The 25338-nt window shown below is 74.0% G+C and carries 15 protein-coding genes, 1 tRNA gene and 3 pseudogenes; 7 read left to right on the top strand and 12 right to left on the bottom strand.

Features of this window, described 5'->3' with window-relative positions:
* The first annotated feature begins 26 nt into the window (after positions 1-26).
* The 4 genes from lhgO (at position 27) to ACFWBD_RS02015 (ending at position 5335) form a co-directional block, all read left to right on the top strand.
* The gene (lhgO, locus tag ACFWBD_RS02030; protein WP_385661256.1) at positions 27-1238 is read left to right on the top strand and encodes an L-2-hydroxyglutarate oxidase; all 1212 of its coding nucleotides are present in this window, start codon (positions 27-29) and stop codon (positions 1236-1238) included.
* A gap of 414 nt (positions 1239-1652) precedes the next feature.
* Positions 1653-2513, top strand: a complete 861-nt coding sequence (locus tag ACFWBD_RS02025; RefSeq protein ID WP_385661253.1) for an amidohydrolase family protein — start codon at positions 1653-1655, stop codon at positions 2511-2513.
* Between the two features lie 13 nt (positions 2514-2526).
* On the top strand, positions 2527-4245 hold the full coding sequence (locus ACFWBD_RS02020; RefSeq protein WP_385661250.1) for a thiamine pyrophosphate-dependent enzyme: 1719 nt from the start codon (positions 2527-2529) through the stop codon (positions 4243-4245).
* Between the two features lie 19 nt (positions 4246-4264).
* Positions 4265-5335, top strand: coding sequence for an Ldh family oxidoreductase (locus ACFWBD_RS02015; protein ID WP_385661248.1), 1071 nt, complete (start codon positions 4265-4267; stop codon positions 5333-5335).
* Positions 5336-5482: 147 nt separating this feature from the next.
* Here the strand turns inward: ACFWBD_RS02015 and ACFWBD_RS02010 are convergent, their stop codons facing one another.
* The 9 genes and pseudogenes from ACFWBD_RS02010 to ACFWBD_RS01970 all read right to left on the bottom strand — a co-directional run.
* Complete coding sequence (locus ACFWBD_RS02010) at positions 5483-6436, bottom strand: alpha/beta hydrolase fold domain-containing protein (RefSeq protein WP_385661246.1); 954 nt, start codon at positions 6434-6436, stop codon at positions 5483-5485.
* A gap of 100 nt (positions 6437-6536) precedes the next feature.
* Positions 6537-7604: a class I SAM-dependent methyltransferase gene (locus ACFWBD_RS02005; protein WP_385661244.1), complete on the bottom strand. Its 1068-nt coding sequence runs from the start codon at positions 7602-7604 to the stop codon at positions 6537-6539.
* Entirely contained in the window at positions 7601-8776 is a 1176-nt protein-coding gene (locus tag ACFWBD_RS02000) for a glycosyltransferase (RefSeq protein ID WP_385661242.1), read from the bottom strand. The genes ACFWBD_RS02005 and ACFWBD_RS02000 overlap by 4 nt, the downstream gene beginning before the upstream one ends.
* Positions 8773-9588: an alpha/beta fold hydrolase gene (locus ACFWBD_RS01995; protein ID WP_385661239.1), complete on the bottom strand. Its 816-nt coding sequence runs from the start codon at positions 9586-9588 to the stop codon at positions 8773-8775. The genes ACFWBD_RS02000 and ACFWBD_RS01995 overlap by 4 nt, the downstream gene beginning before the upstream one ends.
* A gap of 3 nt (positions 9589-9591) precedes the next feature.
* The gene (locus ACFWBD_RS01990) at positions 9592-9918 is read right to left on the bottom strand and encodes an acyl carrier protein (protein WP_385661237.1); all 327 of its coding nucleotides are present in this window, start codon (positions 9916-9918) and stop codon (positions 9592-9594) included.
* A complete protein-coding gene (locus ACFWBD_RS01985; RefSeq protein ID WP_385661529.1) occupies positions 9915-14399 on the bottom strand; it encodes a beta-ketoacyl synthase N-terminal-like domain-containing protein in 4485 nt (1494 codons plus the stop codon). Before ACFWBD_RS01985 ends, ACFWBD_RS01990 begins: the two co-directional genes overlap by 4 nt.
* A gap of 44 nt (positions 14400-14443) precedes the next feature.
* The gene (locus ACFWBD_RS01980; protein ID WP_385661234.1) at positions 14444-21490 is read right to left on the bottom strand and encodes an SDR family oxidoreductase; all 7047 of its coding nucleotides are present in this window, start codon (positions 21488-21490) and stop codon (positions 14444-14446) included.
* A gap of 577 nt (positions 21491-22067) precedes the next feature.
* On the bottom strand, positions 22068-22145 hold the full coding sequence (locus tag ACFWBD_RS01975) for a hypothetical protein (RefSeq protein ID WP_385661526.1): 78 nt from the start codon (positions 22143-22145) through the stop codon (positions 22068-22070).
* 116 nt (positions 22146-22261) lie between these two features.
* A pseudogene (locus tag ACFWBD_RS01970) lies at positions 22262-22468 on the bottom strand (dehydrogenase); the annotation flags it as partial.
* A gap of 374 nt (positions 22469-22842) precedes the next feature.
* On the opposite strand from ACFWBD_RS01970, the gene ACFWBD_RS01965 reads away from it, so the two are divergent.
* Positions 22843-24045 (top strand): serine hydrolase domain-containing protein, encoded by a 1203-nt coding sequence (locus tag ACFWBD_RS01965; RefSeq protein WP_385661231.1) that lies wholly within the window; start codon positions 22843-22845, stop codon positions 24043-24045.
* Between the two features lie 28 nt (positions 24046-24073).
* Here ACFWBD_RS01965 and ACFWBD_RS01960 read toward each other — a convergent pair.
* Positions 24074-24172, bottom strand: a pseudogene (locus ACFWBD_RS01960) (TetR family transcriptional regulator); the annotation flags it as partial.
* Between ACFWBD_RS01960 and ACFWBD_RS01955 the strand changes: the two are divergent.
* Positions 24162-24397, top strand: a pseudogene (locus ACFWBD_RS01955) (MFS transporter); the annotation flags it as partial. The pseudogenes ACFWBD_RS01960 and ACFWBD_RS01955 overlap by 11 nt on opposite strands.
* 135 nt (positions 24398-24532) lie before the next feature.
* Positions 24533-24606, top strand: a tRNA-Pro gene (locus tag ACFWBD_RS01950).
* Between the two features lie 77 nt (positions 24607-24683).
* Here ACFWBD_RS01950 and ACFWBD_RS01945 read toward each other — a convergent pair.
* Together ACFWBD_RS01945 and ACFWBD_RS01940 are read right to left on the bottom strand one after the other, a co-directional pair.
* Positions 24684-24908, bottom strand: coding sequence for a hypothetical protein (locus ACFWBD_RS01945; protein WP_385661228.1), 225 nt, complete (start codon positions 24906-24908; stop codon positions 24684-24686).
* Between the two features lie 10 nt (positions 24909-24918).
* Positions 24919-25200 (bottom strand): SHOCT domain-containing protein, encoded by a 282-nt coding sequence (locus ACFWBD_RS01940; RefSeq protein WP_385661225.1) that lies wholly within the window; start codon positions 25198-25200, stop codon positions 24919-24921.
* Between the last annotated feature and the right edge of the window lie 138 nt (positions 25201-25338).

Below are 25338 nucleotides of genomic sequence, written 5' to 3'. Positions count from 1 at the left end.
GCGGACAAGAGACAAGGAGGCGTTCGATGGCTGACGAGACGATCGGCATCGTCGGGGCCGGCATCGTGGGTCTGGCGACGGCCCGCGAGATCGCCCTGAGCAGGCCCGGCACCCGGGTCGTGGTCTTCGAGAAGGAGCGGGAGGTCTCGCTCCACCAGACCGGCCACAACTCGGGCGTCGTGCACGCCGGCATCTACTACACGCCCGGCAGTCTCAAGGCCGAGCTGACGGTACGGGGCGTGGCACTGCTGCGCGCGTACTGCCAGGACCGTGAGCTGCCGTACCGCGAGATCGGCAAGCTGGTCGTGGCGGTCCGCGAGGAGGAGCTCGGCCGGATGAACGCCCTCTACGACCGGGCCAGGAACAACCATGTGCCCGATCTGCGGAAGGTCTCCCGCGAGGAGATCCGGGAGATCGAGCCGAACGCCGGCGGTGTCGCGGCCCTCTACTCCCCGCGCACCGCGATCACCGACTATCCGGCGATCGCCCGGGCCTTCGCCGACGACGTCGTCGGCTCCGGGGGAGAGGTGCGGACGGGCTTCCCGGTCACCTCCCTCACCGAGGTACCCCATGGCATCGAGGTGGCCTCCGGAGCGGAACGGGTGCGCGTGGACCGGCTGATCCTGTGCGCGGGTCTGCACTCCGACTCCGTGGCGGGGCTCGCGCGGGACCGGCGGGACCCGCGGATCGTCCCGTTCCGGGGCGAGTACATGCTGCTCAGGCCGGACAGGACCGACCTGGTACGGGGCCTGATCTACCCGGTGCCGGATCCCCGTTACCCGTTCCTCGGCGTCCACTTCACGCCCCGCGTCGACGGCTCGGTGGAGGTCGGCCCCAACGCGGTCCTGGCGCTGGCCAGGGAGGGGTACACCCGCGCCCGGGTCTCCCCGAGGGACCTGCTCGGCCTCGCCGCCTACCCGGGCGTCTGGAGGATGGCGGCCCAGCACTGGCGTACGGGCATCAAGGAGTACCGCGGGTCGTTCTCGGCGAAGGCCTTCATGAAGGACGCCAGGCTGTACGTCCCCGCGGTCGGCGTCCAGGACGTCGTGCGCGGCGGGGCGGGCGTGCGCGCCCAGGCCCTGGACCGGGACGGCACCCTCGTGGACGACTTCCGGATCCACCGGGTGGGCCGGGTCACGGCCGTCCGCAACGCGCCCTCGCCGGCCGCCACGGCCTCCATGGCGATCGCCGAGCACATCGTCGAAGCCGTTTTCGACCGCGCTTCCGGCAGCGACTGAGGAACAGGCCGGGAAACCGGCCGAGAGACAGAACGGCCGAAGCAGGCCGAGAAGCGGGCCGGGAACCGGTTGCGCAACAGGGCGGCCGATGCAGGCCGGGAAGCGGGCCGGGAACCGGTTGCGCAACAGGGCGGCCGATGCAGGCCGGGAAGCGGTTGCGCAACAGGCCACCGAAGCAGGCCGAGAAACCGGTTGCGCAACAGGGCGAGAAGCCTGCTGCGCAACCGGTGGCGCAACAGGTCCGGAAACCGCTTTCGGCGACCGCTCGCGCAACCTGAAAGTGCCCTGCGAACAGGGCGCTTTCACGCAACAACAGCTTGCGCTCCCAGGGGCTCCGCAAGGCCTTTCCGGCCGCCTAGCGTTCCCTCCGCAACGCCTCACCACGTGCCCTACCGAGAGAAAGAAGTACGGGACATGTTCGTCGTCGACACGCAGATCCACATCTGGCTGGAAGAGACCCCGGACCGCCCCTGGGTCCCGGGCGCCCGGGAGCGGATCCGCCTCAACGGCCACCGCGAGGACCCCTTCTCCTACGAGGAGGCCCTCGAGCTGATGGACGAGGCCGGCGTGAACCGCGCGCTGATCCTGCCGCCGTCCTGGGAGGGCGACCGCATCGACTACGCCCTCGAAGCCTGTGAGGCGCACCCGGACCGCTTCGGCATCATGGCCCGCATCCCGCAGAACAAGCCCGAGGAGGGCAAGGCCCTGCTGGCGGACTTCGCGCAGAACCCGCACATCAAGGGCACGCGACTGACCTTCCACCGCCCGCAGGACCGCAACTGGATGATCGACGGCACCAACGACTGGTACTGGCCCGTCGCCGCGGAGCTCGGCATCCCCACCATGGTCCACGCCCCGATCTGGAAGCGTGAGCTCGGCGAGATCGCCGCCAGGCACCCCGAGCTGAAGATCATCATCGACCACATGGGCATCATGGCCCGCTGCGTCGACGACGCGATCGGATACTGGGTCGCGGAGACCGCGGACCTCGCGGCCCACCCGAACATCTACGTCAAGGTGTCCGCGCTGCCCGGCTACTCGACGCAGCCGTTCCCGAACAACAACATCCAGAAGTACGTGCGCGAGATGGTCGACAAGATGGGCCCGCAGCGCTGCTTCTACGGCACCGACATCACCCGCCTGCTGGGCCACGGCATCACCTACACCGACACCATCGAGCAGTTCACCAAGCACTGGGACTTCACGCCCGAGGAGCTGGAGTGGATCATGGGCCGCGGTATCTCCGAGGTCCTGAACTGGCCGATCGAGGGCTGAGGAAACACGAGAGATGACCGACACCACCACCTCACCGGGCGCCGACGGCGGAGACGCTCTCGTCACCGCCTTCAACGCCGTCGGCGCCGACTACCTGTTCTGCTCGTCCGGGTCCGAGTGGGCCCCGGTGTGGGAGTCCCTCGCCCGGCGCCACCGGGACGGGCTGCCCTGCCCGCGGTACCTGGACTTGACCCACGAGACCGTCGCCGTGGGCATGGCCACCGGCTACGGCCTGGTCAGCCGCCGGCCGCAGGGCGTGCTGCTGCACGCGGCCCCCGGCCTGCTCCAGGGCTCGATGGCCGTCCACGGGGCGCTGCTCGCCGGCGTCCCGATGGTGGTCAGCTCCTCGGAGTCGACCACCTACGGCGACGGCCCCGGACAGGACCCGGGCGGCCAGTGGTACCGGAACCTGTCCATCGTGGGCGGCCCGCACGGTGTCGCGACCCCGTTCACCAAGTGGTCCACCGAGGCCGCCAGCGTCCACACGCTGCCCACCATGGTCACGCGGGCGGCCGAGCTGGCCTGGCGGGCCCCGGCGGGTCCGGCGTACCTGAACGTCCCGCTGGAGATCCTGCTGGAGGAATGGGACGGCCGCGAGGCCAAGCCCCTCGTGCCGCCGGGCTCCACGCACAGCTCGCCCGAGGAGGTCGACCCGGTCGCCCGGCTGATCCGCGAGGCGAGGAACCCGGTCATCGTGACCGAGACCGCCGGCCGTGAGGCGGGCGGCTTCGAGGCCCTCGTCGCCTTCGCCGAGGCCTGGAACATCCCGGTCGTCGAGCCGGACTCGGCGGTGTGCGGCAACTTCCCGCGCACCCACCCGCTGCACGCGGGCAGCGACATCGGCCCGTGGATGGACGAGGCGGACCTCATCCTCCTCGTCAACTGCCGCGCCCCGTTCTACCCTCCGTCGCGCCGCCCCTCCAAGGCGCAGGTCGTCGTCATCGACGAGGTGCCGCAGCGTCCGCACGTCGTCTACCAAGTCCTGTTCGCCGACGCGTACCTGGAGGGCAACGTCGCCAACACGCTGCGCCAGCTCGCCAAGCGGGCGAAGGATCTCGACGAGGCCGCCGTCGCCGTACGGCGCACCGCGCAGGACGAGCGGCACGCCGCCGAGCAGGCCGCCGTCGCCGACGCCGAGAACAGGGCCGGGGCACAGCGGCAGGCCGAGGGCGTCGACCCGGTGCTGGTCGCCGCCACGCTGCGCGAGCTGCTCGACGGCTCGGACGGCATCGTCGTCGACGAGACCATCACCCACAGCCGCGTCGTCAAGCGGCACCTGCGCACGGCCGACCCCGACTCGTACTTCTATGTGCAGGGCGGCCTCGGCCAGGGCATCGCGGTCGCGCTCGGCGTCAAACTCGCCGCCAGGGAAAGGCCGGTGGTCCTCACCATCGGCGACGGAGCGTTCACCTACAACCCGGTCGTCCCCTCGTACGACGCCAGCAAGGCGTACGAACTCCCACTGCTCATCGTGGTGTTCAACAACCGCGTCTACAAGTCGATGAACCTCAACCACCGCAGGTTCTATCCCGACGGAGCGGCCGCCGAGACCGGCGAATGGCTCGGCACCGACCTGCACCGTCTGCCCCGACTGGCCCAGTTCGCCGAGCCGTTCGGCATGCACACCGAGACCGTCGACACCTCACAGGCGCTCGGGCCCGCCCTCGAGCGAGCCCTCAAGGCCGTGGCGGAGGGCACCACCGCCGTCGTCGACGTCCTCGTCACCCGCTGAACCAGGAGGCACCGCCACCATGTCCACCCCAGCTACGAAGATCCTGGTGCCCGCAGAGGACCTGCGCACCTTCTCCGCGGCCCTCCTCGAGAAGGGCGGCCTGAGCGCCGAACACGCCCGCACCACCGCCGACGTGTTCGTCTGGGCCGCGCTGCGCGGCGTCGACTCGCACGGCATCGCCCGGGTCCCCGCCTATCTGGACCTGCTGGAGAAGGGCGTCGCCAACGCCGACGCCCGGATCACGCTCGAGGCCGGCGCCCCGGCCGCCGCCGTCCTGGACGCCGATCGCGCCCCCGGCCCGGTGGCCCTCAGCGCGGCGGCAGACGAGGCCGTGACCAGGGCGAGGACGACCGGCATCGCCGCGGTGGGCGTACGCCGCACGGTGCACACCGGCGCGATCGGCTACTACGTGTCGAAGATCGCCGAGCAGGGCCTGGTCGGCATCGGGTTCGTCGCCGGGATGCCGAACATGGGCTACACCGGAGTCAGGGGAGCGGCCGTCGCCACCAGCCCCCTCGCCATCGCCGTCCCGACCGGCACTTCGTCGGCGCACGCGCCGCTGCTGCTCGACATGGCCACCGCCACCATCGCCCTCGGCAAGATCCGGCAGGCGAAGGCGAGCGGCACCCCGCTGCCCGAGGGCGCGGCCGCCACCGAGGACGGCACCCCGACCACCGACCCCGGGAAGGCGGTCATGCCGCTGCCGCTCGGCGGGGCCAAGGGCTCCGGCATGTCCCTCGCCTTCGAGCTGCTGACCAGCGTGCTGGTGGGGGCGCCGATCTTCGCGGCGTTCCACTCGGACGACCCGGCCGGCCGCAAGCACCGCCAGAACGCCCTGCTCATCGCCGTCGACCCGGCCGCCTTCGGAGACGCGGACGCCTTCACCGAGTCCGTGGACGCCACACTGGGCACGCTCAAGGGCCTGCCGGCCGCGGACGACGCGCAGGGCGTGTTCTACCCCGGCGAGCGCAGTGCCGCCGTGGCCGCCGGCCGAGGGGAGAAGGGCATCCCGGTGGCGCCCAAGGTGTGGCGCGACCTGACCGAGCGGGCCGAGAAGCTGGGCGTCGCCCTGCCGGCAGCCGCTGGATAGGGGACAGTGGCTGTCCGGGACGACGACCGGGGCGGGGGCGGGTGGCCGGGCACGCCGGTGCGGCGGACTACGCCTGCGGGCCACCCGGGGGCGTCCGGTGCGGCGGACGCGCCCTCCCGCCCTCCGCCCTCCCGCCCCCGCCTCGCCTCAAGAGGCCTGCGACGTACCGGCGTCGGTCGCCCGTCGAAGATGACGGGCGATCAGCGCGTAGGTGGTCCGGGCTCTTTCGTCGTCCTTGGTGTCGTAGCCGTGGTCGGCCCCGGCGAGGTCATGGTGCTCGACGAGAGCACCGGCCGCGCCCAGCCGCTCCGCGTACCGCACCGCCTCGTTCCTGAGCAGGTCGTACTCGGCCGTGATGACCAGCGCCGGGGCGATGCCCGTCAGGTCGGCGGTGTCGGAGGCATGGGCGGGCGAGACGAACCGGTGGGCGCGCTCGCGCGGATCCGGCACGTACGAGGTGTCGAAGATCTCGGCCATCCAGGGCCGCAGCATGGGCTTGGCGACAGCCGCCTTCTTGTCCTTCGCGCTGGTCGCGAGATCCAACGGCGGGTAGTGCAGCACCTGGAGGGCGATCGCGGGTCCGCCCTGTTCCAGGGCCTGGCGGGCCACGGCCGCCGCGAGTCCGCCGCCCGCGCTCTGTCCGCCCACGGTGAGCCGCCCGCCGTCCCAGCCCTGCTCCGCGCCGTGCTCGGCGACCCAGCGCACCACCTCGAAGGCCTGCGTCGGCGGGGCCGGGAACGGGTGCTGCGGGGCGACGACGTACTTCACGTTGACCACGACCACCCCCGCCTCGGCGGCCAGCCACCGGCAGAGCCCGTCGTCGAGTTCCGGCATCGACACGACGTAGCCGCCACCGTGGAAGTTGACGTGGACGGGCGCGGGCGTCGCCGTCCCGGCCGGGGGCGCGTACGCCGTGACCTGTGCCGGGGCGACGGAGGTCGGCACCGTCAGCTCACGCACCGCGCGGGGGTACTCCGGGAAACGGGCCTGCCCGTCGGCGGTGGAGCCGGGGCCACCGGAGCGGCGGCTCGCGAGCCCGGTGAGGCCCTGCATCGTCTTGGCGGCGAAGGCGGCCACCGCCGGTCTGGCCAGGATGGACATGCGGGTTCCGTTCGTCGAGCCGTACCGTCGATCGTCAGGATTCCTGATGAAGAGAACGGGGCGAAGCTAGCACGGCGGGAACCGCGCGCGCACCGGTCCTTCAGTCGCGCCGGGCCACGATCCGGTACGCGTTGGACACCCCCGGCCGGTGCGAGAGCGGGCGCACCGCGAACCGGTCGAGCAGGGTGCCCACGATCAGCGCCGGAATCCCGGCGACCAGCAGCGCCCCGCGCAGCGTGCGGCGCAGCGCGCCCGGCGCCTCGGGCAGCCACGGCGCGTCCTCGCGCGGCGCCGCGTGGTCCAGCGCCAGCCATACGGCGGCCAGCAGGTCGACCGGGTCGTGCGGCTCGGCGTGCTGCTCCGCCACCACCGTGAAGCCCAGCCGCGTGAGCCGTTCCCGCAGATTGGCCACCGGCACGAAGTGCAGATGCTGCGGCTGGAGCCAGGGCAGCCACCAGCGGCCCAGCAGCCGCGCGTAGCGGCTCTCGGGGTCCGGCACCTCGATGAGGAGATGGCCGCCGGGGCGCACCGTCTCGTGCGCGGCGCGCAGCTCGCGGTCGGGGTCGGTGCTGTGCTCCAGGTAGTGGAACATGCTCACCACGTCGTAACGGGCGGCGAGTTCGGGCGCCAGCTCGGGGAACGCGCCCCGGTAGCCGTGTTCCACCCGGCCCTCCCGCTCGGCGAGTTCGACGCCGTCGGTGAAGTCCAGCCCGTCGAACGTCGTCCCGGGCAGCACCTCCCGGGCGGCCGCGCAGAAGTGGCCGTGCCCGGTGCCGACGTCCAGCCAGCTCTTCGGCGCGGGGTCGTGCGGCAGCATCGACCCGGCCCGTCCCCGGTACATCTTGGTCCGGCCCCCGAAGGTGTCCCCGAGCTTCTTCTCGCCCAGCCCGTCGTAGAAGTCCCGGTAGTAGAACTCCAGGCCCTCGGCGCTCAGCCGCGGGTTCTGGAAGATGTGCCCGCAGCCCCCGCAGCGGTCCAGGACGAAGCGGCCCGGCTTGTGCTGGAGCAGGTCGGTGGTGCGCAGCCGGGTGGTCAGCGCCGCCGAGCCGCACCAGGGGCAGGTGGTGCGGCGGGGCTCGAAGAAGCGGTCCTGGCCGGCGGCGATGTCGGCCTGGTAGACGGGCCGCGCCTCGGCGATCCGCTCGGCGGGCTTGCTCTCTTCGCTCATCCGAACTCCCCGGCCAGGTTCTCGAGATGGGTCGCCGCGGCGGAGGAGCCGCCCGCGGCGCGGAACGCCGTACGGATCCGGCCGGCGGCGGCGCGGTGTCCGGGTTCGTGCAGGACGGAGTCGACCGCCGCGCCCAGCTGCCGCGGGGTGACCCGGCCGAACCGCACCCGCACCCCGGCCCCCGCGTCGGTGACCTGCCCGGCCACGACCGGCTGGTCGTCGCGGATCGGGGCCACGACCAGGGGAACGCCGTGCCACAGGGCCTCGCACACGCTGTTGTGCCCGGCATGGCACACCACCGCGCCGGCTCCCCTCTCCAGCCTCTCCAGCAGGGCGAGTTGGGGCACGTACGGCAGGACCAGCAGGTCCTTGTCGTCGCCCCGTGGCTCCAGCGTGCCGCCCGGATCGACGATCACGCCCTGCACCCGGTCGGCCCGCTCCCGCAGCACGTCCCGGCAGACCTCGAGGAACCGTCCGCCGACGTCGGTGTTCGCGGTGCCGAGCGTGACCAGCACGGTGGCACGGCCGCCGTCGAGCCACTCCCAGGGGAAGGCGGCAGCCGAGGGCCGGGCCGTGATCGACGGGCCCACCCAGCGGACGCCCCCGTGCGCGTCGCCCGCCAACTCAGGGGTGCTGAAGGCCAGGACGAGGTGCGGAGAGAAGCGGGGGTCCGCGCCGCCCGCCGGATCGCCGATCGCGGACCGCAGCGCGGCCAGCCGCCGGTCCAGCCACTCCCTGACCTTGGGCAGCCCGGCGAGGGGGTCCGTGAACTCGGCCGAGGTGGTCGCCGAGGTCGCCCACGGCAGGCCCAGCCGCTCCGCGACCAACGCGCCGGCGAAGGCCTGCTGGTCGGCGACGACGACGTCCGGCCCGAACGCCTCGACGGCCGCCCGCACGCCCGGCGCCATCGCCTCGGCGAGCGGCAGCAGGTACCACTCCCACAGGAACTTCAGCGCCTCGGGACCGCGCAGGTCGGCGGGCCGCTCGCCGCGCGGCGCCCCGCCGCAGGCGAAGACCGCCCCTGCCCCGGGACCCGCCAGCCGGCCGACCAGCTCCGGATCGGCGCAGGCCCACGCCACCTGGTGGCCCCGTGCGGTGAGTTCGGCGGCGACGCCGATCGCCGGGTTGAGGTGACCCACCAACGGCGGGACGACGAACAGGAACCGGCTCATCCGGCCGCCTCCGCCGCGACCCGCCCGGCCTCGTCGACGAGGGTCAGGATGTGCCCGCCGACCGTCCCGGAGGCCTCCACGAGGACCGAGTGCTCATGCCCCGGGATCACCACCGTCCGGCAGTCCGGCAGCACCGCCCGGAGCCAGGGCACGAGTTCGGCCAGATCGGAGTCGCCGCCGTACAGACCGAGCACCGGGCAGCGAACCGCGGCTATCTGATGGTCCGTCAGTACGCGGCTGGCCGGAATGTCCCGTCCCAGGGTGGTCTCCCGGGCGAGCCGGGCCGCGCCCTTGGCCAGGCGGGCGGTGTTGTGGCCGCGGTGGGCGGTGATCCAGGCGATCGCGTCGGACTCGTTGTGGGCGAGCTGGGTCACGACCCGGTCCAGGATCCCGCCGAGTTTCACCGCCCAGGAGGCGGTGGCCGGTTCGGACTCGACGAGGGTGACGCTCGCCGCCCGTTCGGGGTGACGGGCCGCGTAGCCGAACGCGATCGTGCCGCCGTAGGAGTTGCCGACCAGATGCACCGGGCCGGTCACCGCCAGCCGGTCGAGCAGTGCCTCCAGGTCGTCGACGTTGTCGTCCAGCGTGTAGCCCCGGGCGGGGCGCTCGCTGCGGCCGTGGCCCCGCAGGTCGTACATCACGACGTCGAGGCCCTCGGCCGCGAACGCCGGGGCGACGGTGAAGTAGTAGCTGGCCAGGCTGTCGGTGAGCAGACCGTGCACCAGCACCACGGTGGCGGTGGCCGGCCGGCCCTGCCGGGGGCCGAGCCGCTGTACGTGCAACCGGACGGAGCCGGTGTCGACCATCGCCATGACTCAGCTCGCCTCCGCGGCCTTCAGACTCGTCACGACGTACTCGACGAGCCGTCCGACGGTCAGTTCGATGATCTCGTCGAACTCCATGCCGGCCAGGAACTCGGCGAAGTTGACCCGGTCGCCGTACCGCTCCTGGAGCAGGCCGGCCAGGGTGACCAGGTCGATGCTCTCCAGCTCCAGGTCGCGGTTGAAGGTGGTCCGCATGCCGACCTCGACGTCGTCGAGGCCGTACTCGTCCTCGAGGAGCCGCGTGAGCATGCCGGTGAGGTCGGCCAGGACGGCCGTCTCGTCGGCGGTGACGGGGGTGCGGGGGGTGGGGGGTGTCATCGGGCCTCGTACTCCTCTGCGGTCGGGTGTCCCGTCGTCCAGGCCACCACGTACGAACGGTCGGGCAGCCGGGGCGGGTTGGCGGCCGGTGCGCAGTGCACGGCGTAGGCGCGTTCCAGCCGGCCCGCGACGGTCAGCCGGTCGCCGGCCGGTGTCGCGTCGAGCACCGTGAAGTCCCGTGGCCTGCCGTCGAATCCGGTGCCCTCGGCCTTGGCGACGGCCTCCTTCGCGGCCCAGAAACGGGTGAACCACAGAGCCTCTGAGCCGCCGGAGCCCGCCGACAGGGCGCGCAGCAGCCGTAGTTCGCCCTCGCCGAGGGCGGCGGCGAGGGTTTCCGGGGTGCGGTCGGTGACCTCCTCGATGTCGATCCCGGGGCCGGGGCCCGGCGTGTGCGGCCGGACGATGGCGACGCCCGCCTCCGCGCAGTGGGCCAGCGAGACGTCCAGCGCGGGCAGGACGCGGCCGTGCACGCCGGTGACGTACGGCCGGCCGGCCTCGTCGTTGCGCACCCGCAGCTCGGCCGGGAAGACCGGGCCCTCGCCCTGGTCCCACAGCCACCGCCGTACCGCGTCCTTCACCGCGATCCGGCCCAGCAGCCACTGCCGGCGCCCGCGCGGCGCGTGCTCCGCGTACTGCGAACGCTCGGCTCCGCCGAGGGAGTTGCGCATGATCAGCTCGCGGGACGCGAGGTCAGGCCACCGCTCGTGCAGCAGCTGCCAGCCGCCCGGACGGGTCTCGGACAGGGTGTGGTGTTCCGGGAAGCGCTCGACGGGCCGGGTCTTCGGGTCGTTGTCGAACCGGCGGTCCTGCCAGCCGTACAGCTCCGCCCACACCGTGCCCCCGGCCGTCAGCTGGACGTCGGCCTCCAGGAAGGCGTCGGTGAGCGAGGTGATCCGCACCAGGCAGCCCACCTCGGTCCCCGGCGCCGGATGCGGTCCGTGGAAGCGCATCTCCCGCATCCCGACGGGGAACACGACGGTGCGCTCGGTACGGGTCGCCATGATCCAGTAGCCGAGGATCTGACCGACGTTGTCCAGCAGCGCGCCCGGTGCGGACGGGGTGGTGATCACCCCGCGTACATGACGGTCGCCGATCGCGGTGAGTTCGGTGACGCCCTGGAACGCCGGGCCGTGGAACATCCAGCGCTCCTCGTAGAGCTGGGCGGCGGTGTGCTCCGGGGCGCGCTCGGCGCCGGGGTCGGCGGGCCACGCGGCGGGAGGCGGCAGGTGGGCGGCGGCCAGTTCGACGGTGGCCCGGGCCCGGGGGCCGAAGGAGACGGCCAGCCGGTCGGGGCCCTCGGGTGTCACGGTCACCGGCACGTCGACGGCGGGGGTGGCGGTGAGCCACTCCTCGAACCGCGCGCCGTGCACGGCGACGGCCACCCTGCCGGGAGCCGACTCCCGGGCCGCCTCCACCGCCGCGTCCACGATGTGCCGCACGATCGTCGTCGCCGGGACGACCGGCCACCGGTCGGCGACCTCGGGCCAGCCGGGCCGCTGCGGGAAGAAGCAGTGGTCCAGCAGGTAGGGCATGGTGTCGGGGGAGACATGGACGCTGCTGTGCCAGGGGCCCGTCCGCCGGGCGGCCGCGGGAGCCGTGGCCCGCGCGGTCATGAGGGCGGCCGCCGTGTCCGCCGTCTCGTGGAGCAGGGCGGACAGTTCGGCGGCCATCGGTGAGCCCTCGACGAGGGCGTCCAGCGGCGACGCACCGGCGGGGCCGGCCGCGCGGACCGGGGCGCGGGCCGGGGTGCGCAGTTCGGCGCGCAGTGCGGTGAGCCGCTGCGGCGCGAGGGACACCAGGGCGCCGCCCAGGTCCAGCCGTACCGGCGGACGTGCCGCCCGCGCGGCGGCGACCGGCGACGGGGAGGACGCAGAGGAGGACACCAGGGAGGGCGCCACCGCGGCCCCCGCCGTCCACAGCGCGGTGGCCACCCGGCGGAGCTGGGCGAGGCCCGTGCGGTGGGGGGAGTTGGCGGCGACGACCAGGTGGTCCCGGCCGCCCAGGGTGTCCCCGACGAGGGAGCCGAGCTGACCCGGGCCGACCTGGACGTACACCCGGTGTCCGGCCGCGTACAGCGCCTCGGTCAGCTGCCGGAAGCGGACGGGTTCCAGCAGATGGCGGACGAACAGGGACCGTATCGCGGCCTCGTCCTCGGGGAAGGGGGCGGCGGTCGTCCCCGACCAGAGCGTGGTGTGCGGCGGACACAGCCGGAACCGGTCGGCGGCCTCCTTGATCGGGCCGAGATGCGGTTCCAGCATCGGGGTGTGGAAACCCGACCGGAACGGCAGCACCTGGCCGAGGACACCCAGGGCGCGGAAAGCGCGCACGAACTCCTCCACCGCCGCCTGCGGACCGCACACCATCGACTGGCCGGGCGCGTTGTCGTGGGAGAGCACCAGTCCCGCCGTGGCCCGGCCGCCGTCCCGCAGGGCGGCCAGTACCCGCTCGGCGGACGCGCCGATCGCGCCGAAGGCCAGCCCCGCGACCGTCACCGCGTCGGGGTCGAAGTCCGCCATGAACGCGTCGACCTCGTCCCCGGAGTACAGCCCGGCCGTCGCCATCGCCGTCCACTCGCCCACGCTGTGCCCGGCGACCGCGTCCGGCACGATCCCGCTGCGGCGCAGTGCCGCGTCGAGCAGCCGGCCGACGGCGACGACACCGAGACCGTGGCGGCCCACGTCACCGGGCCGGTCCCCGGCGACGGACAGGGCGGGCAGACCGAAGTGGGCGGCCACGTCGTCGACCTGCGGGGTGAAGTCGCCCTCCAGACCGGGGAACAGGAACGCCGGTCCGCCCCGGCCGGCGCCCAGCAGGGGGCTCGGCCGGAACCAGACGTCGCTGCGGCCGTGCCAGGCACGCTGCTTGGCGACCGTGCGGCGGGCCAGAGCGAGCCGCTTCGCGGTCGGGTCGACGATGCCGAGGCGGGCGGGTCCCGCGTCCGGGTGCGGATGCGAGGGGGCGAGTCCGGCGGCCCGTACGGTGTCGTCGTCGGCGTCCAGGAGGGCGGCGAGGCGCGCGGGGGAGCCGGCGGCGAGCAGCAGGATCCGCTCGGGTTCGGCGACCGCCAGGACCGGACGGGGCGGCGCGGTCGCGCGGGACCCGCGGGCCCCCGGCGCCTCCTCCAGCACCACGTGCGCGTTGATCCCGCCGAACCCGAACGCGTTGACGGCGGCCCGGCGCACGGGCTGCCGCTCGGTGGTCTCCCAGTCGGCGGCCTTCTCCAGGGTACGGAACCGGGTGCGGGCCAGGGCGGGGTGCGGGTCGTCGCAGTGCAGCGTCGGGAGCAGCGTGCGGTGGTGGACCGCGAGCGCGGCCTTGACGAGGCCGGCGACCCCGGCGGCGGGCATGGTGTGCCCGATCATCGACTTGACCGACCCCAGCACCGCTTCACCCTCGCCGGGTCCGAACACCTCGGCGAGCGTGGCCAGTTCGGCTTGGTCGCCCGCCGGGGTCGCGGTGCCGTGCGCCTCCAGCAGCCCGATCGAACCGGGCTCGGCCGGGTCGAGTCCCGCGGCCCGCCACGCCTGCCGGACGGCCTGCGCCTGACCGCCCGGATCGGGGTTGACCAGCCCGGCGGCCCGGCCGTCACTGGCCACCCCGGTGCCCCGGATCACCGCGTAGATCCGGTCGCCGTCGCGCTCGGCGTCGGCCAGCCGCTTGAGGACGACGACGCCCGTCCCCTCGCCGATCAGGATGCCGTCGGCGTCCCGGTGGAAGGGGCGGCTGCGCTGGCTGGGGGACAGGGCGCGGAGCTGGGAGAAGACGCTCCACAGCGTGATGTCGTGACAGTGGTGGACGCCTCCCGCGAGCATCAGGTCGCAGCGCCCGGAGCCGAGTTCGCCCACCGCCTGGTCCACGGCGACCAGCGAGGACGCGCAGGCCGCGTCCACGGTGTACGCGGGCCCGCGCAGGTCCAGCCGGTTGGCGATCCGGGAGGCGGCGAGATTGGGCACCAGGCCGATCGCCGACTCGGGACTGTCCGGACCGAGCCGCTCGGTGAACGCGGCCCGCACACGGCCGAGTTGGTCGGACGTCAGGTCGGGCAGCAACTCGCCGAGCGTGCGCACGAGTTGGCCGGCCGTCCGGACCCGCTGGTCGAGCCGGACCAGGCCGGGGGTGAGATAACCGCCCCGGCCGAGGACCACGCCGACCCGCCCCCGGTCGGGGAGCCGGTCCGGGCCGCCGGCGTCGTCGAGGGCGGCCGAGGCCACCTGCAGGGCGATCAGCTGGTCCGGCTCGGTCCCGGCCACCGAGTGGGGCATGATCCCGAACCGGGTGACCTCCACCTCCGCCAGCCCGTCCACGAACCCGCCCCGCCGCGCGTACACCCGGTCCGCGACGGCCGGATCGGAGGCCGTGCCGGGGCGGTAGTACTCGGCGTCCCAGCGACCCTCGGGCACCTCGCCGATCGCGTCCACGCCGTCCCGCAGGTTCCGCCAGTACGCGTCCAGGCCGGCGGCGCCCGGCAGCAGCACCGCCATGCCGACGATGGCGACGGGCACGTGACGTGCGGCCACGGCTCTCCTCACCAGCCCGAGGCGGTGTGGACGACGGCGGTGGCGGACTCGTCGCCCCAGGCCAGCTCCCGCAGCAGGGCCGCGGTCCCCTCCTCGGGATCGATCAGCCGGATGCCGCGCCGGGCGTACTCCCGGGCCAGCTCCACCCCCACCATGCCGGCGTGCCCGGCCGCGGGCGCCCAGGGCCCCCAGTGCACGGTCACCGCGCGGTGCCCGGTACGGGAGGCGAAGGCCGCGCCGAGGGTCTCCAGCGCGTCGTTGGCGGCCGCGTAGTCCACCTGGCCCCGGTTGCCCAGGACGGCCGAGATCGAGCCGAACAGCACCGTGAACGCCGGCGCTGCGGGGAGTTCCTCCAGCGCGGTGAGCAGGGCGTCCGCGCCGGTCGCCTTGGTGCCGTATACGCGCTGGAAGGACTCGGCGGTCTTCTCCGCGACAAGCCGGTCCTCGATCACCCCGGCCGCGTGCACCACGCCGTCGAGCCGGCCGTGCTCGGCGTGGATCTCCTTCACCGCCTGGAGCACCGCCCCGGGTTCGCGGAAGTCGACGGAGCGGTAGCGGGCCCGGCCGCCGAGCGCCGTGAGTTCGGCGAGGGTGGCGGTGATCTCCCGCTGGGCCAGCAGGAGTTCGGCGGCACGGTTGATCTGCGCCGGTTTCGTGCCGCCGCGCGCGGCGAGCGCGGCACGCAGCTCGGCCGGCGTGCGGGCGGCCGCGGTGTCCGCGTCCTCGGGACCGTCCGGCGCGGGGGTCCGGCCGAGCAGCTCCAGACGGCAGCGGGCGGCACGGGCCAGCGCGGCGGCGAACTGCGCGGTGATGCCCCGCGCCCCGCCCGCGAGCAGGACCACCGAGTCCCGGTCCAGTCCGAGCGCGGCCGCCTCGGCGGCCCCGTCCCCGGCCGGTCCGGCGCCCGTGCTGCCGAGCGCGCCGAGCGGCGCCTCGACCAGCTCGAAACCGTGCCGGCCGGCCGCCGTCCGCCATACGACCGGGGTACGGTCCGGCGCGAGGGCCTCCGCGACCACGGCGTCCGCGACGGCGGACGGCGAGGTGTCGCAGAGGTCGACGACCCGGGTGACCAGCTCCGGGTACTCGCGCGCCACCGTCCGGAACAGGCCACGCAGCCCGGCGGTCCGGCTGTCGGGTGCAGCGCCGTCCGCCCGTACGGCCAGCAGCCAGCGCGGGCCGCGCGCCAGGGCCGCCTGCAGGACGGGGAAGGCGTCCGGCAGGACCGGGCTGTCGTCGGCGCCGTCGAGGGCGCCGAGGTACAGCACGCCGTCCACCGGCCCGTCCGCCTCGGTCAGGACGTGGTCCCGGGCCCGTACGGCGACGTCGGCGCCGTGGGACACCAGGCGGGCCACCACCTCGGGGGCCTCCCCCAGGAGGGTCCAGCGGGTGCCGGAGAGCACGGTGGCGGGGACGGCGGGGGCGTCGGTGCCCGCGTCGAGCAGGACCGGCCGCAGCACGTGCCGTCTGGGCGGCTCGCCGGTCACCTCCCGCACGGCCTCCACGGAGATGCCGTGCTCCGTGACCGGCGCCGGCACCGGCGCGTCGGGCTTGGCGGTGGGCACGGGGGCGGGCACGGGGGCGGCCGCTCCGCCCAGTCGGGCGGTCAGCCAGTCGGTCACCGCGGCGGCCGTGCGCGCCTTCGCCAGCTCCTCCAGCTCGTCGTCGTCCATCGACGCGAGATCCGCACCCGCCCCGGCGCCCAGGCGCTTGGCCAGCTCGCCCGCGATCTCCGCCCGTTTGATGGAGTCGATGCTGAGGTCGGCCTCGAGGTCGAGGTCGGGCTCGAGCATGTCGACGGGGTAGCCGGTGCGCTCGCTGATGATCTCCAGCACGACCTGCTGGACATCGACGGGCCCGGTGGCCCGGGGCGGAGCGGCATCCTGGCTCGGCTCCGCCGTCTCGGCGGCCACCGCCGGTTCCGCCGTGCGGAGTTGGGGCGCCGCCTGGATCGCCTGCGGCGCCGCCGCCACGGGCGGTGCGGGCAGCGCGCCCGCGCTGGCGCCGAAGTAGGTGAGCAGTACGTCCCGTTGGGCGGCGATCATCTCCCGGCTGGTGCGCAGGAATTCGGAGACGAGTGCGTCCCGGTCGGACGGGACGCCGTGCGGGGGGTTCGTCGGCACAGTCGCCACGGTCCTCTCGGGGGGTTCCACGACTCGTCGGGCCGGTGCGAGCGCACCGGGAAGGAGGGCGCCGGCGGCGGTGCGGACCAGCTGTCCGTCGACCGTCCAGCCGGGCCGCTTCGGCACGGGGGTCCGTACCGCGTCGACCGCGTCCCGGCCGCGCAGCAGCCACCCGGCACGTACCGGCTGGCCCGCGACGGCGAGCCGGGCCAGGGCGTCGAGCCAGTCGTGCAGACCGCCGCCGGGGCGGGGCTCGCAGGCCACCGTGCGGTGCGGACGGTCGCCGAGGATCTGCCCGACCAGCCGGGTCAGCACCGACCCGGGACCGGCTTCGACGAAGATCCGCGCGCCCGCCGCGTACATCGCCTCGATCTGCTCGGAGAAGGCGACCGGGGCTCCGATCTGGGCGGCGAGTCCGGCCCGCACCCCGTCCGCGTCGGCGGGGTACGGCGTGGCCGTGCGGTTGGACCACACCGGGAACTCGGGCGCGTGCACCGGACGGGCCGCGAGCGCCTCGGCGAACCGGTCGGCGGCGCCCGCGACCAGCGGGCTGTGGAAGGCGCAGGCCACGGGGATGCGCTTGGCGCCGAGACCCGCCTCGCGCAGCAGCCGCACGGTCTCGGCGACGGCGTCCGAGGGGCCCGAGATCACCGTCTGCTCGGGCGAGTTGCGGTTGGCGACGACCACGGAGTCCGGCGCCCGCGTCGCCTCCAGCGCCCGCGCCACCTTGTCGGCGCCGGCCGCGACGGCGGCCATGGCCCCGGGATCGGCACCGGCGGATCCGGCCGATCCGGTCGCCCCGGCCGGTCGGGTCGCCCCGGTCGCCCCGGCGGCTTCGAGGATCGCAGTCGCCCGTTCCGCGCTCAGGTCCAGCAGTGTCTCGGGGCTCAGCGCGCCTGCCGCGCAGAGGGCGACCAGTTCGCCGTAGCTGTGCCCGGCGGCCATGTCCGGCCGTACCCCGGCCGAGGTGAGCACGGCATGCGCGGCGAGCCCGGCGACACCGAGGGCGGGCTGCGCCACCCGGGTGTCGGTCAGCGCGGACTGCTGACGGTCGCGTTCGGCGTCGTCGAAGGCGGCCGGCGGGTACAGGGTGTCGGCGTGGGCGCGTCCGAGCTCCAGGTAGGGCCGCAGCTCGGGGAAGGTGACGAACAGGTCGGCGAGCATGCCGGTGCGCTGGCTGCCCTGGCCGGGGAAGAGGAAGGCGACCTTGGAGTCCGCGAGGCCGTCCTGGGGGGAGTCCGGTCCGGCCCGGTGGATTCCCCGCGCCGGGTCGTGCCCGGCCGGATAGGCCGACACCCGTCGCAACTTGCCGACCAGGTCGTCCACGTCCGTCGCCACGAGCGCGACCTGCGCCGGTTCACCGCTCGCGTCCGACCGCCGCGCGGCGCCGAGCGCCAGGTCCCGCAACCGCCACGGCCGGCCCTCCGCCTCCGCGGCCTTGAGGAGTTCGTCCACGGCACGGCCGGCCGCGGCGGCGTCCCGTCCGCGGAAGACGAACAGTTCGGCCGGCCAGGCGTCCGCGCCCCGCACCGGTGGCACGCCGTCGGCGTAGGCACTCAGCACCACATGGAAGTTGGTGCCACCGAAGCCGAACGCGCTGACCCCGGCGACCCGTTCCCCGGCGGGCGCCGCCCAGGGCCGGGCCCGCGCGTGGAAGGCGAAGGGGCTGGTCCGCGGGTCCCAGGCCGCGTTGGGGGCCTCGACGTGCAGCGTGGGCGGCCTGACGCCCGTGTGCAGGGCCAGCAGGGTCTTGATCAGGCCGGCGAGTCCGGCGGCGCATTTGGTGTGCCCGATCTGCGACTTCACCGAGCCGATCGCGCAGCCGCCCGGCCGCGCCCCGGCCTCCTCGAACACCTCGCTGAGGATGCGCAGTTCGGTGCGGTCGCCGACCACCGTCCCGGTGCCGTGCGCCTCGACGAGCCCGACGTCGGCCGCGGAGACGCCCGCGTTGCGGTAGGCGCGCTCCAGGGCCGAGCGCTGGCCCTCGGGCCTGGGCGCGGTGAGGCCGAGCGCGCGGCCGTCGCTGGAGGAGCCGAGGCCCTTGATCACGCCGTAGATCCGGTCGCCGTCGCGCTCGGCGTCCGCGAGCCGCTTGAGGACGACGCAGGCCACGCCCTCGCCCAGTGCGATACCGTCCGCCGAACCGTCGAAGGCGCGGGAGCGGCCGGTCGGGGACAGGGCGTGCACGGAGGAGAAGAGGACGTAGTCGTTGATGCCGTTGTGCAGGTCGGCGCCGCCGCAGAGCACCACGTCGGAGGTGCCCCCGACGAGTTCCTTGCACGCGACGTCCACCGCGGCGAGCGAGGAGGCGCAGGCGGCGTCGACGGTGTAGTTGGCGCCCCCTAGGTCGAGCCGGTTGGCGATCCGCCCGGAGATGACGTTGGCGAGCATGCCGGGGAAGGAGTCCTCGGTGAGCTGCGGGAGCTGGTCGTCGAGGCCCGCCGGGACACTGCCGTAGTAGGAGGGCAGGACCGCCCTCAGCGTGGCCGCGTTCGACAGGTCGCTGCCCGCCTCCGCGCCGAACACCACCGAGGTGCGGGAGCGGTCGAACTCCCGCTCCCCTTCACCGTATCCGGCGTCCTCCAGGGCGCGCCGGGCCGCCTCCAGGGACAGCAGCTGCACCGGCTCGACGCTGCCGAGCGACGTGGGCGGGATGCCGTACCGCAGGGGGTCGAAGGGGATGCGGGGCAGGAAGCCGCCCCACTTGGACGGAGTCGACCCGCCGTGGTGGACGGCCGGGTCCCAGCGGTCGGCCGGGACCTCGCCGACCGCGTCCACGCCCCCGACCACGTTCGCCCAGAAGGTGGGCAGGTCGGGTGCCTGCGGGAACATGCACGCCATGCCGACGACGGCGATGTCGAGCGGGGCCGGGGCGGCCGGCTCCCGGACCGTCTCCTCCTGGCCCAACTCGGCCGCGCGCAGGGTGAGATGCTCGATCGCGCCGGTCGTCACCGATGCGTGCAGCGCCGCGACCGTGGTCGTCGCCGAGCGCAGCACGGCCACCTCCCCGGCCATGAACATCCCCTCGGCGAGCTGGCGTCGCTCGTCGACGGGGGTGAGGGAGCCGTCGGTGTCCCGGGTCACGCCCTTGCTCGCGATGCGCAGCCGGCCGACGTTGAGCCGCTCCAGGGCCTCCCAGATCCGCCGGTCCCCGGCGCCCTCGGCCCGCAGCCGGGCCTCCTCGTCGCGGTAGCCGGCGGCGAACGGGCTCGGCACGCAGCGGGTGGCGTGTCCCGGCGCCGATTCCAGGAGCGTGGTGCGCCCGGCGGCCATGACCTGCCGCTGGAAGAGCGGCCGGATCGCGCCGTGGGACACGGCCTCGTCGGTGAACAGGTACGCGGTGCCCATCAGCATGCCGACGGCCGCTCCGCGCGCGGTCAGCGGCGCGGCGAGCGCGGCGACCATCGCCGCCGACCGTTCGTCGTGGACCCCGCCCGCGAAGAACACCTCGACGTCCTCGGCCCCGTGATCCTCCGACCAGTCCTCCAGGACCGCCAGTTGGGCCTCCCAGAGCGGGAAGCTGCCGCGCGGCCCGACGTGCCCGCCGCACTCCGAGCCCTCGAACACGAACCGGCGCGCCCCGGCCTCCAGGAACTGGCGCAGCAGCCCCGGCGACGGCACGTGCAGGAAGGTCCGGACGCCGTCCCGCTCCAGCGCCTGCGCCTGGGACGGCCGGCCGCCCGCGATGATCGCGTGCGTCGGCCGCAGTTCCCGTACGGCCTCCAGCTGTGCGGCGCGCACGTCCTCCGGCGCGAAGCCGAGCACGCCCACCCCCCAGGGCCGGCCGGCCACCGCGTCCCGGGTCTCGGCGAGCATCGCCCGTGTCCGCGCGCCGTCCGCCAGCGCCAGGGCGAGGAAGGGCAGCGCCCCGTCGGCCGCCACGGCGGCGGCGAACGCGGCCCCGTCGCTCACCCTGGTCATCGGCCCCTGGGCGAGGGGGAGCCGGGTGCCGAGCGCCCGGCTCATCGGTGACCCGGCCCGCAGCGCCCGTACGGCCGTGTCGTCGCGTACGGCGTCCAGGACCGCGTCCCGCAGCGCCCGCAGCGTCCGTCGCACGTCACCCCAGCGCTCGGCGAACCGTGCGGCGAGGAAGCCGTCCTGGCCCACCGGGAGCAGCTGTCCGTGGGGATCCTGCGCGCCCAGCAGCGCCGCCACCGCCTGCGGTTCCGCGCCCTTCGCGAGCTGCGGGGCGTCCGGGCCGCGCCGCAGCAGGACCCGGTGTCCGGCGAGGACGACGGTCTCCGAGCCGTCCAGGGTGCGCAGCGCCGCGGCGGCGGGTTCGGGCAGGGCCGACTCGGCGAGCAGCGCGAGCTGGCTGTCCAGGACGACGCCCGCCGCACCGCCGGCCACCGCGGCGGCGGCCGTGCGCGGGCCGATTCCGCCGCACGCCCACACCGGCGAGGTCACCTCGGGGGCGGCGAGGAGCTGCTGGAGCAGGACGAAGGTGCTCAGTTCGCCGATCCGGCCACCGCTCTCGGCGCCGCGGGCGATCAGGCCGTGCGCCCCGGCGCGTAACGCGTCCCGCGCGCCCGCCAGGTCGGTGACCTCGACCAGCACGCGGTAGCCCGTCGAGAGGCCGGCGACCGACCAGGGCGCCTCGTCGGTCGCAGCGGTCGCAGCGGTCGCAGCGGTCGCAGCGGTCTCCGCGGTCCTCGCGGCCTGTGCCGTCTCCGCGGTGAGGACGACCGTGTGCGGGCCGTCGGGTTCCAGGTCGGCGGGGGTCAGCCGGCAGTGTGCGCCGACCCGGACCCCGAATCCGCCCGGGGAGGCGCGGCGCAGACGGGACAGGGCCTCGCGGGTTCTTCGGTCACCGGCTCCCAGGTCGAGTACGCCGAGCCCGCCGGCCCGGTTGATCGCCAGGGCGAGCCCGGCATCGGGTTCGCCGAAAGGAGTGATGCCGATGATCATGTCCTCGGAACGCACAGCAGACGTCATGATTCTCCGAATCAAGGGTGAGACTGCACGGTGGGGGGTTCGGGACAGCAATGGCGGCTCACCGGATTCCCGCGGGCAGAGATCCACCGCGGAACGCCGTTCTAAAGCGCGTGCTCGAAACGCGTTGAAAGGTAGTGCGCTTATTACTCACTGGTCAACGTTCGAACGATCGGGCGGTATCCAGCCGCAATGATTCGGTCAGTCGGGGCGGAGGGGCAGGGCGTAGGAAATCGGATGAATTCCTGTCGGGCCAGGCCTCGTTCACCCTCCACTCACACCGTAGAAACATGAACGAACGCAGGAAATGGGTTCCTCTGGACCGCTTGTCCGAATCGCCACGCACATTCCCGGCGTCGGCCGGGTGGCGGGGAAAAATCTGTGTGTCGTTCCTGGAGTGACCGGGAAAGGCTTGTGCTGACGACGGTGCCCGAGTCGCCCCGTGAGACGGGCCTTGACGCGGGCCGACCTGCCGCGAAGACTGGAATGACCGCGGAGTCGAGCCGGTCCTCGGGAGGTCGTCGACCGGCTCGACTCCGCGGTCACCCGCCCCTCCGGCGGGCGGGGGAGTCCGGGCGCCTCACACGCTGTAGCCCCCGTCCACCCCCAGCCCCTGGCCCGTGATGAACCCGGCCCGGTCCGAGGCGAGGAAGGACACCGCCTGCGCGATGTCCGCCGCCTCTCCGAACCGGCGCAGCGGGATGTCGGCACATGCGGACCGGCCGCGTACACGAGCGTGTGGATGCCGCCGTACGCCTCGGCGGTCGCGGTCACCGCCCGGGCCGTCGCCGTCTCGTCGGTCAGGGCCTGGGGGAGCGGCACGAGCCCTTTCGTCCCCTCTGCGAGGGTCTCGGCCGCCTCCCGCCGGGCTCGGCAGGTGAACACCACCGTGCTGCCGCGGGCCGCCGGCGTCCGTACGACCGCCGCGCCGATGCCGCCCGCGACGACCGCGACCCCCTGCCGACCGGAGAAGTCCTCCATGCCCCACCGTCCTCCCTGTCGCAGCGCCTCGGTGTCCCCGCCCCCTGTCGATGCGCGCGTCCGCGTACAGCCGGGCGATCGGGTACTCCAGCATGTAGCCGTATCCGCGTGAAAACTGAAGACATCGGCCGACCCCTGACCCCTGACCTCGACTGCCGACTGCCGACTGCCGACTGCCGACTGCCGGCCCAATGCGACTGCCGGCCCGATGTGACTGCCGGCCCGATGTGACTGCCGGCCCGATGCGACTGCCGACCGAACGGGTCGACCGAGTGGGTCCGCTCGGACGTGCCGGGGGGCCGTACGGGTTCGGGGGGACGGCGTACGGAGTGTTGTCCCCGTGACCGATGTGACAATCAGCCCATAGTGCCCGTATGACGCGTACCCGTACGGCGCTCCTGTGCGCCGCCGCTCTCCTCGCCTCGACCCTCCAGACGGCCGTCGCGGCCGCGACCGCCGGCCCCGGTCACCACGACCGGGCCTGCGCCGCCACCCAGAAACCGAGGGGCCAGGCGCGCGAGGTCCTCGACCTCGTCCGCGCGGCCCGCAAGGAACTGGGTCTCAAGGCCGCCCTGGTCAAGGTCACGGTAGGCGGGCGTGAACTCGTCACCGGCGCGGACGGCGAGTCCCTCACGGATGTGCCCGCCACGCCCGCCGCGCACTTCCGGACCGGCTCGGTCGGCATCGCCTTCATGGGCACGGTGCTGCTCCAGCTCGTCCAGGAGCACAAGGCGCGCCTCGACGACCCGGTCTCCCGCTGGCTGCCCGACCTGCCGCACGGCGACGAGATCACCCTGCGGATGCTCGGCGACTCGACGTCGGGCCTGCACGACTACGTCACCGACCCCCTCTTCCTGAAGAAGCTCTACGCCGACCCCTGGCAGCACTGGTCCCCCGAGGAGGTCGTCGGGATCTCCCTCAGCCACCCCCTGTGGTACCGGCCGGGCACCAACTGGAGCTACTCACACGCCAACTTCGTCCTCCTCGGCCGCGCCCTGGAGGAGATCTCCGGCACCCCGCTCGACCGCCTCCTGCACGAGCGCGTCATGAAGCCCCTGAAGCTGCGCAACACCCGCAACAACGACACCGCGCTCATCCCGCCGCCCGTGCTGCACGCCTATGACGACGAACGCGGGACCTACGAGGAGTCCACCTACTGGAATCCCTCCTGGACCACCGCGCCCGGCGCCGTCCTGACCCAGGACATCTGTGACCTGGCCCGCTCCGGGCAGGCCATCGGCTCGGGTGAACTGCTCTCGAAGCGCTCCTTCCGCACCCAGCTGGATCCGGGCACGGTCGGCCTCGGGCATCCCACCGCGAACTGCCCCGCCACGGTCTGCCTGCCCATGACCGAGGACTTCCACTTCGGCATCGGCGTCGTCGTCAAGAACGGCTGGGTCGTGCAGAACCCGTCCTTCTTCGGTTACGCGGCGGTGATGGCGTACGAGCCGCACCAGCGGCTGTCCATCGCGGTGTCCACGACGGTCGGCCCGGACGCCCCCGCGGGCAACACCGCCCAGACGATCACCGAACGGATCGCGGACCTGCTCGCCCCGCAGCACCCGCTCTCCGGCTGACCCTCCCGTCTCCGGCTGACCCTCCCGGTCAACGCCCGGCGCGCACCCCGTCCAGCGCGATGGCCAGGACGCGGTCGCGCTGGGCGTCGTCCACGAAGGGCGTCGCGGTGACACCGGCGGGCAGCCGGGGCCGGGGCTCGGCCCGGGCCGTCGGCCTGTTCGCCGTGGCCGTGGCGCTGTTCGCGCTATGGCTGTTCACCGAGGCCCGCTCCCGCAGCCGCTGATCGACCTGCGCATCATGCGACGGCCGGCCGTGTGGACCAACAACCTTCCCGCGCTGCTGTTCGGCGCCGGCATGTACGCGATCCGGCCCTTCCTGCCCGGGTTCGTCCCGACCCCGAGCACGGCCGGGCGCCCTGCTGGTCCCGCTACGCCGCGCGAGCCGTCTGCCGGAGCCGGCCGCCCACCAGGCGCCGACCGCCGCACCTGCTCCCGTACGGTAGGCTCTGCCTGCGCGTTTCCGCAGCTCACCGCAGCGGCAACGCCTCGGGACGTGGCGCAGCTTGGTAGCGCACTTGACTGGGGGTCAAGGGGTCGCAGGTTCAAATCCTGTCGTCCCGACTCGTGAGAGTCGCAGGTGAGGGCCGGTTTCGGAGATGTCCGAAACCGGCCCTCACCCGTGTGCGCAACACTGCGGGTCAATGCGTCCAGCGCTTCTCGACGTACACACCGGCCGACTTCGCCTGGTCGATCGACGACTCCGTCGCGAACACGACCGTCCGGATCCGGTCGGTGCCGTGCCGGGCGATGATCGGCGCGGCAGCGGCCGCGCCCATGGTCACGGTGTCCTCGTCGGCGGCGGGCACGCTCATCGACTGCTGCCCGATGCCCACATCCCCACCGAGATCGGCTTCATGCCCCATGGGGACGGTTTCAGGACTCGAGGATCCTGCGCTTCTGCTCCTCGAACTCGGCCTCGGTGAGCACGCCCTGGGCCTTGAGCTCCCCGAGCTGCTTCAGCTGGTCGATCTTGCTGCTCATGTCGGCCGGCCGGGCGGGCGGGGGAGCGGCGGACGGCGCCGGCTGCGGCGCGGCCTGCGGAGAGTCCTGCTGGGCCCAGCGCCCTTGCTGGCGGCGTGACACGCGGTTCGACACGGCGGTCGCGGTACCGGCCACTACGGCTGTGCGGGCGACCCCGCGGAGGAGACCTGGCACGGCGGTTTCCTTTCTCGCCGGAGACCTGCGAAAGGGACGGCTTTCCCGGCCGACGCGCGACGGACGGCGCACCGGACACCCCCATTGGACCACCGTCGGATTTCCCTCGCACGTCGGCCCGGGCGCTGAACTGCGTGT

Origin of the sequence: Streptomyces sp. NPDC060002, assembly GCF_042737245.1 — a bacterium.
Lineage (GTDB): Bacteria > Actinomycetota > Actinomycetes > Streptomycetales > Streptomycetaceae > Streptomyces.
This window is presented reverse-complemented; position numbering and strand designations above follow the sequence as displayed.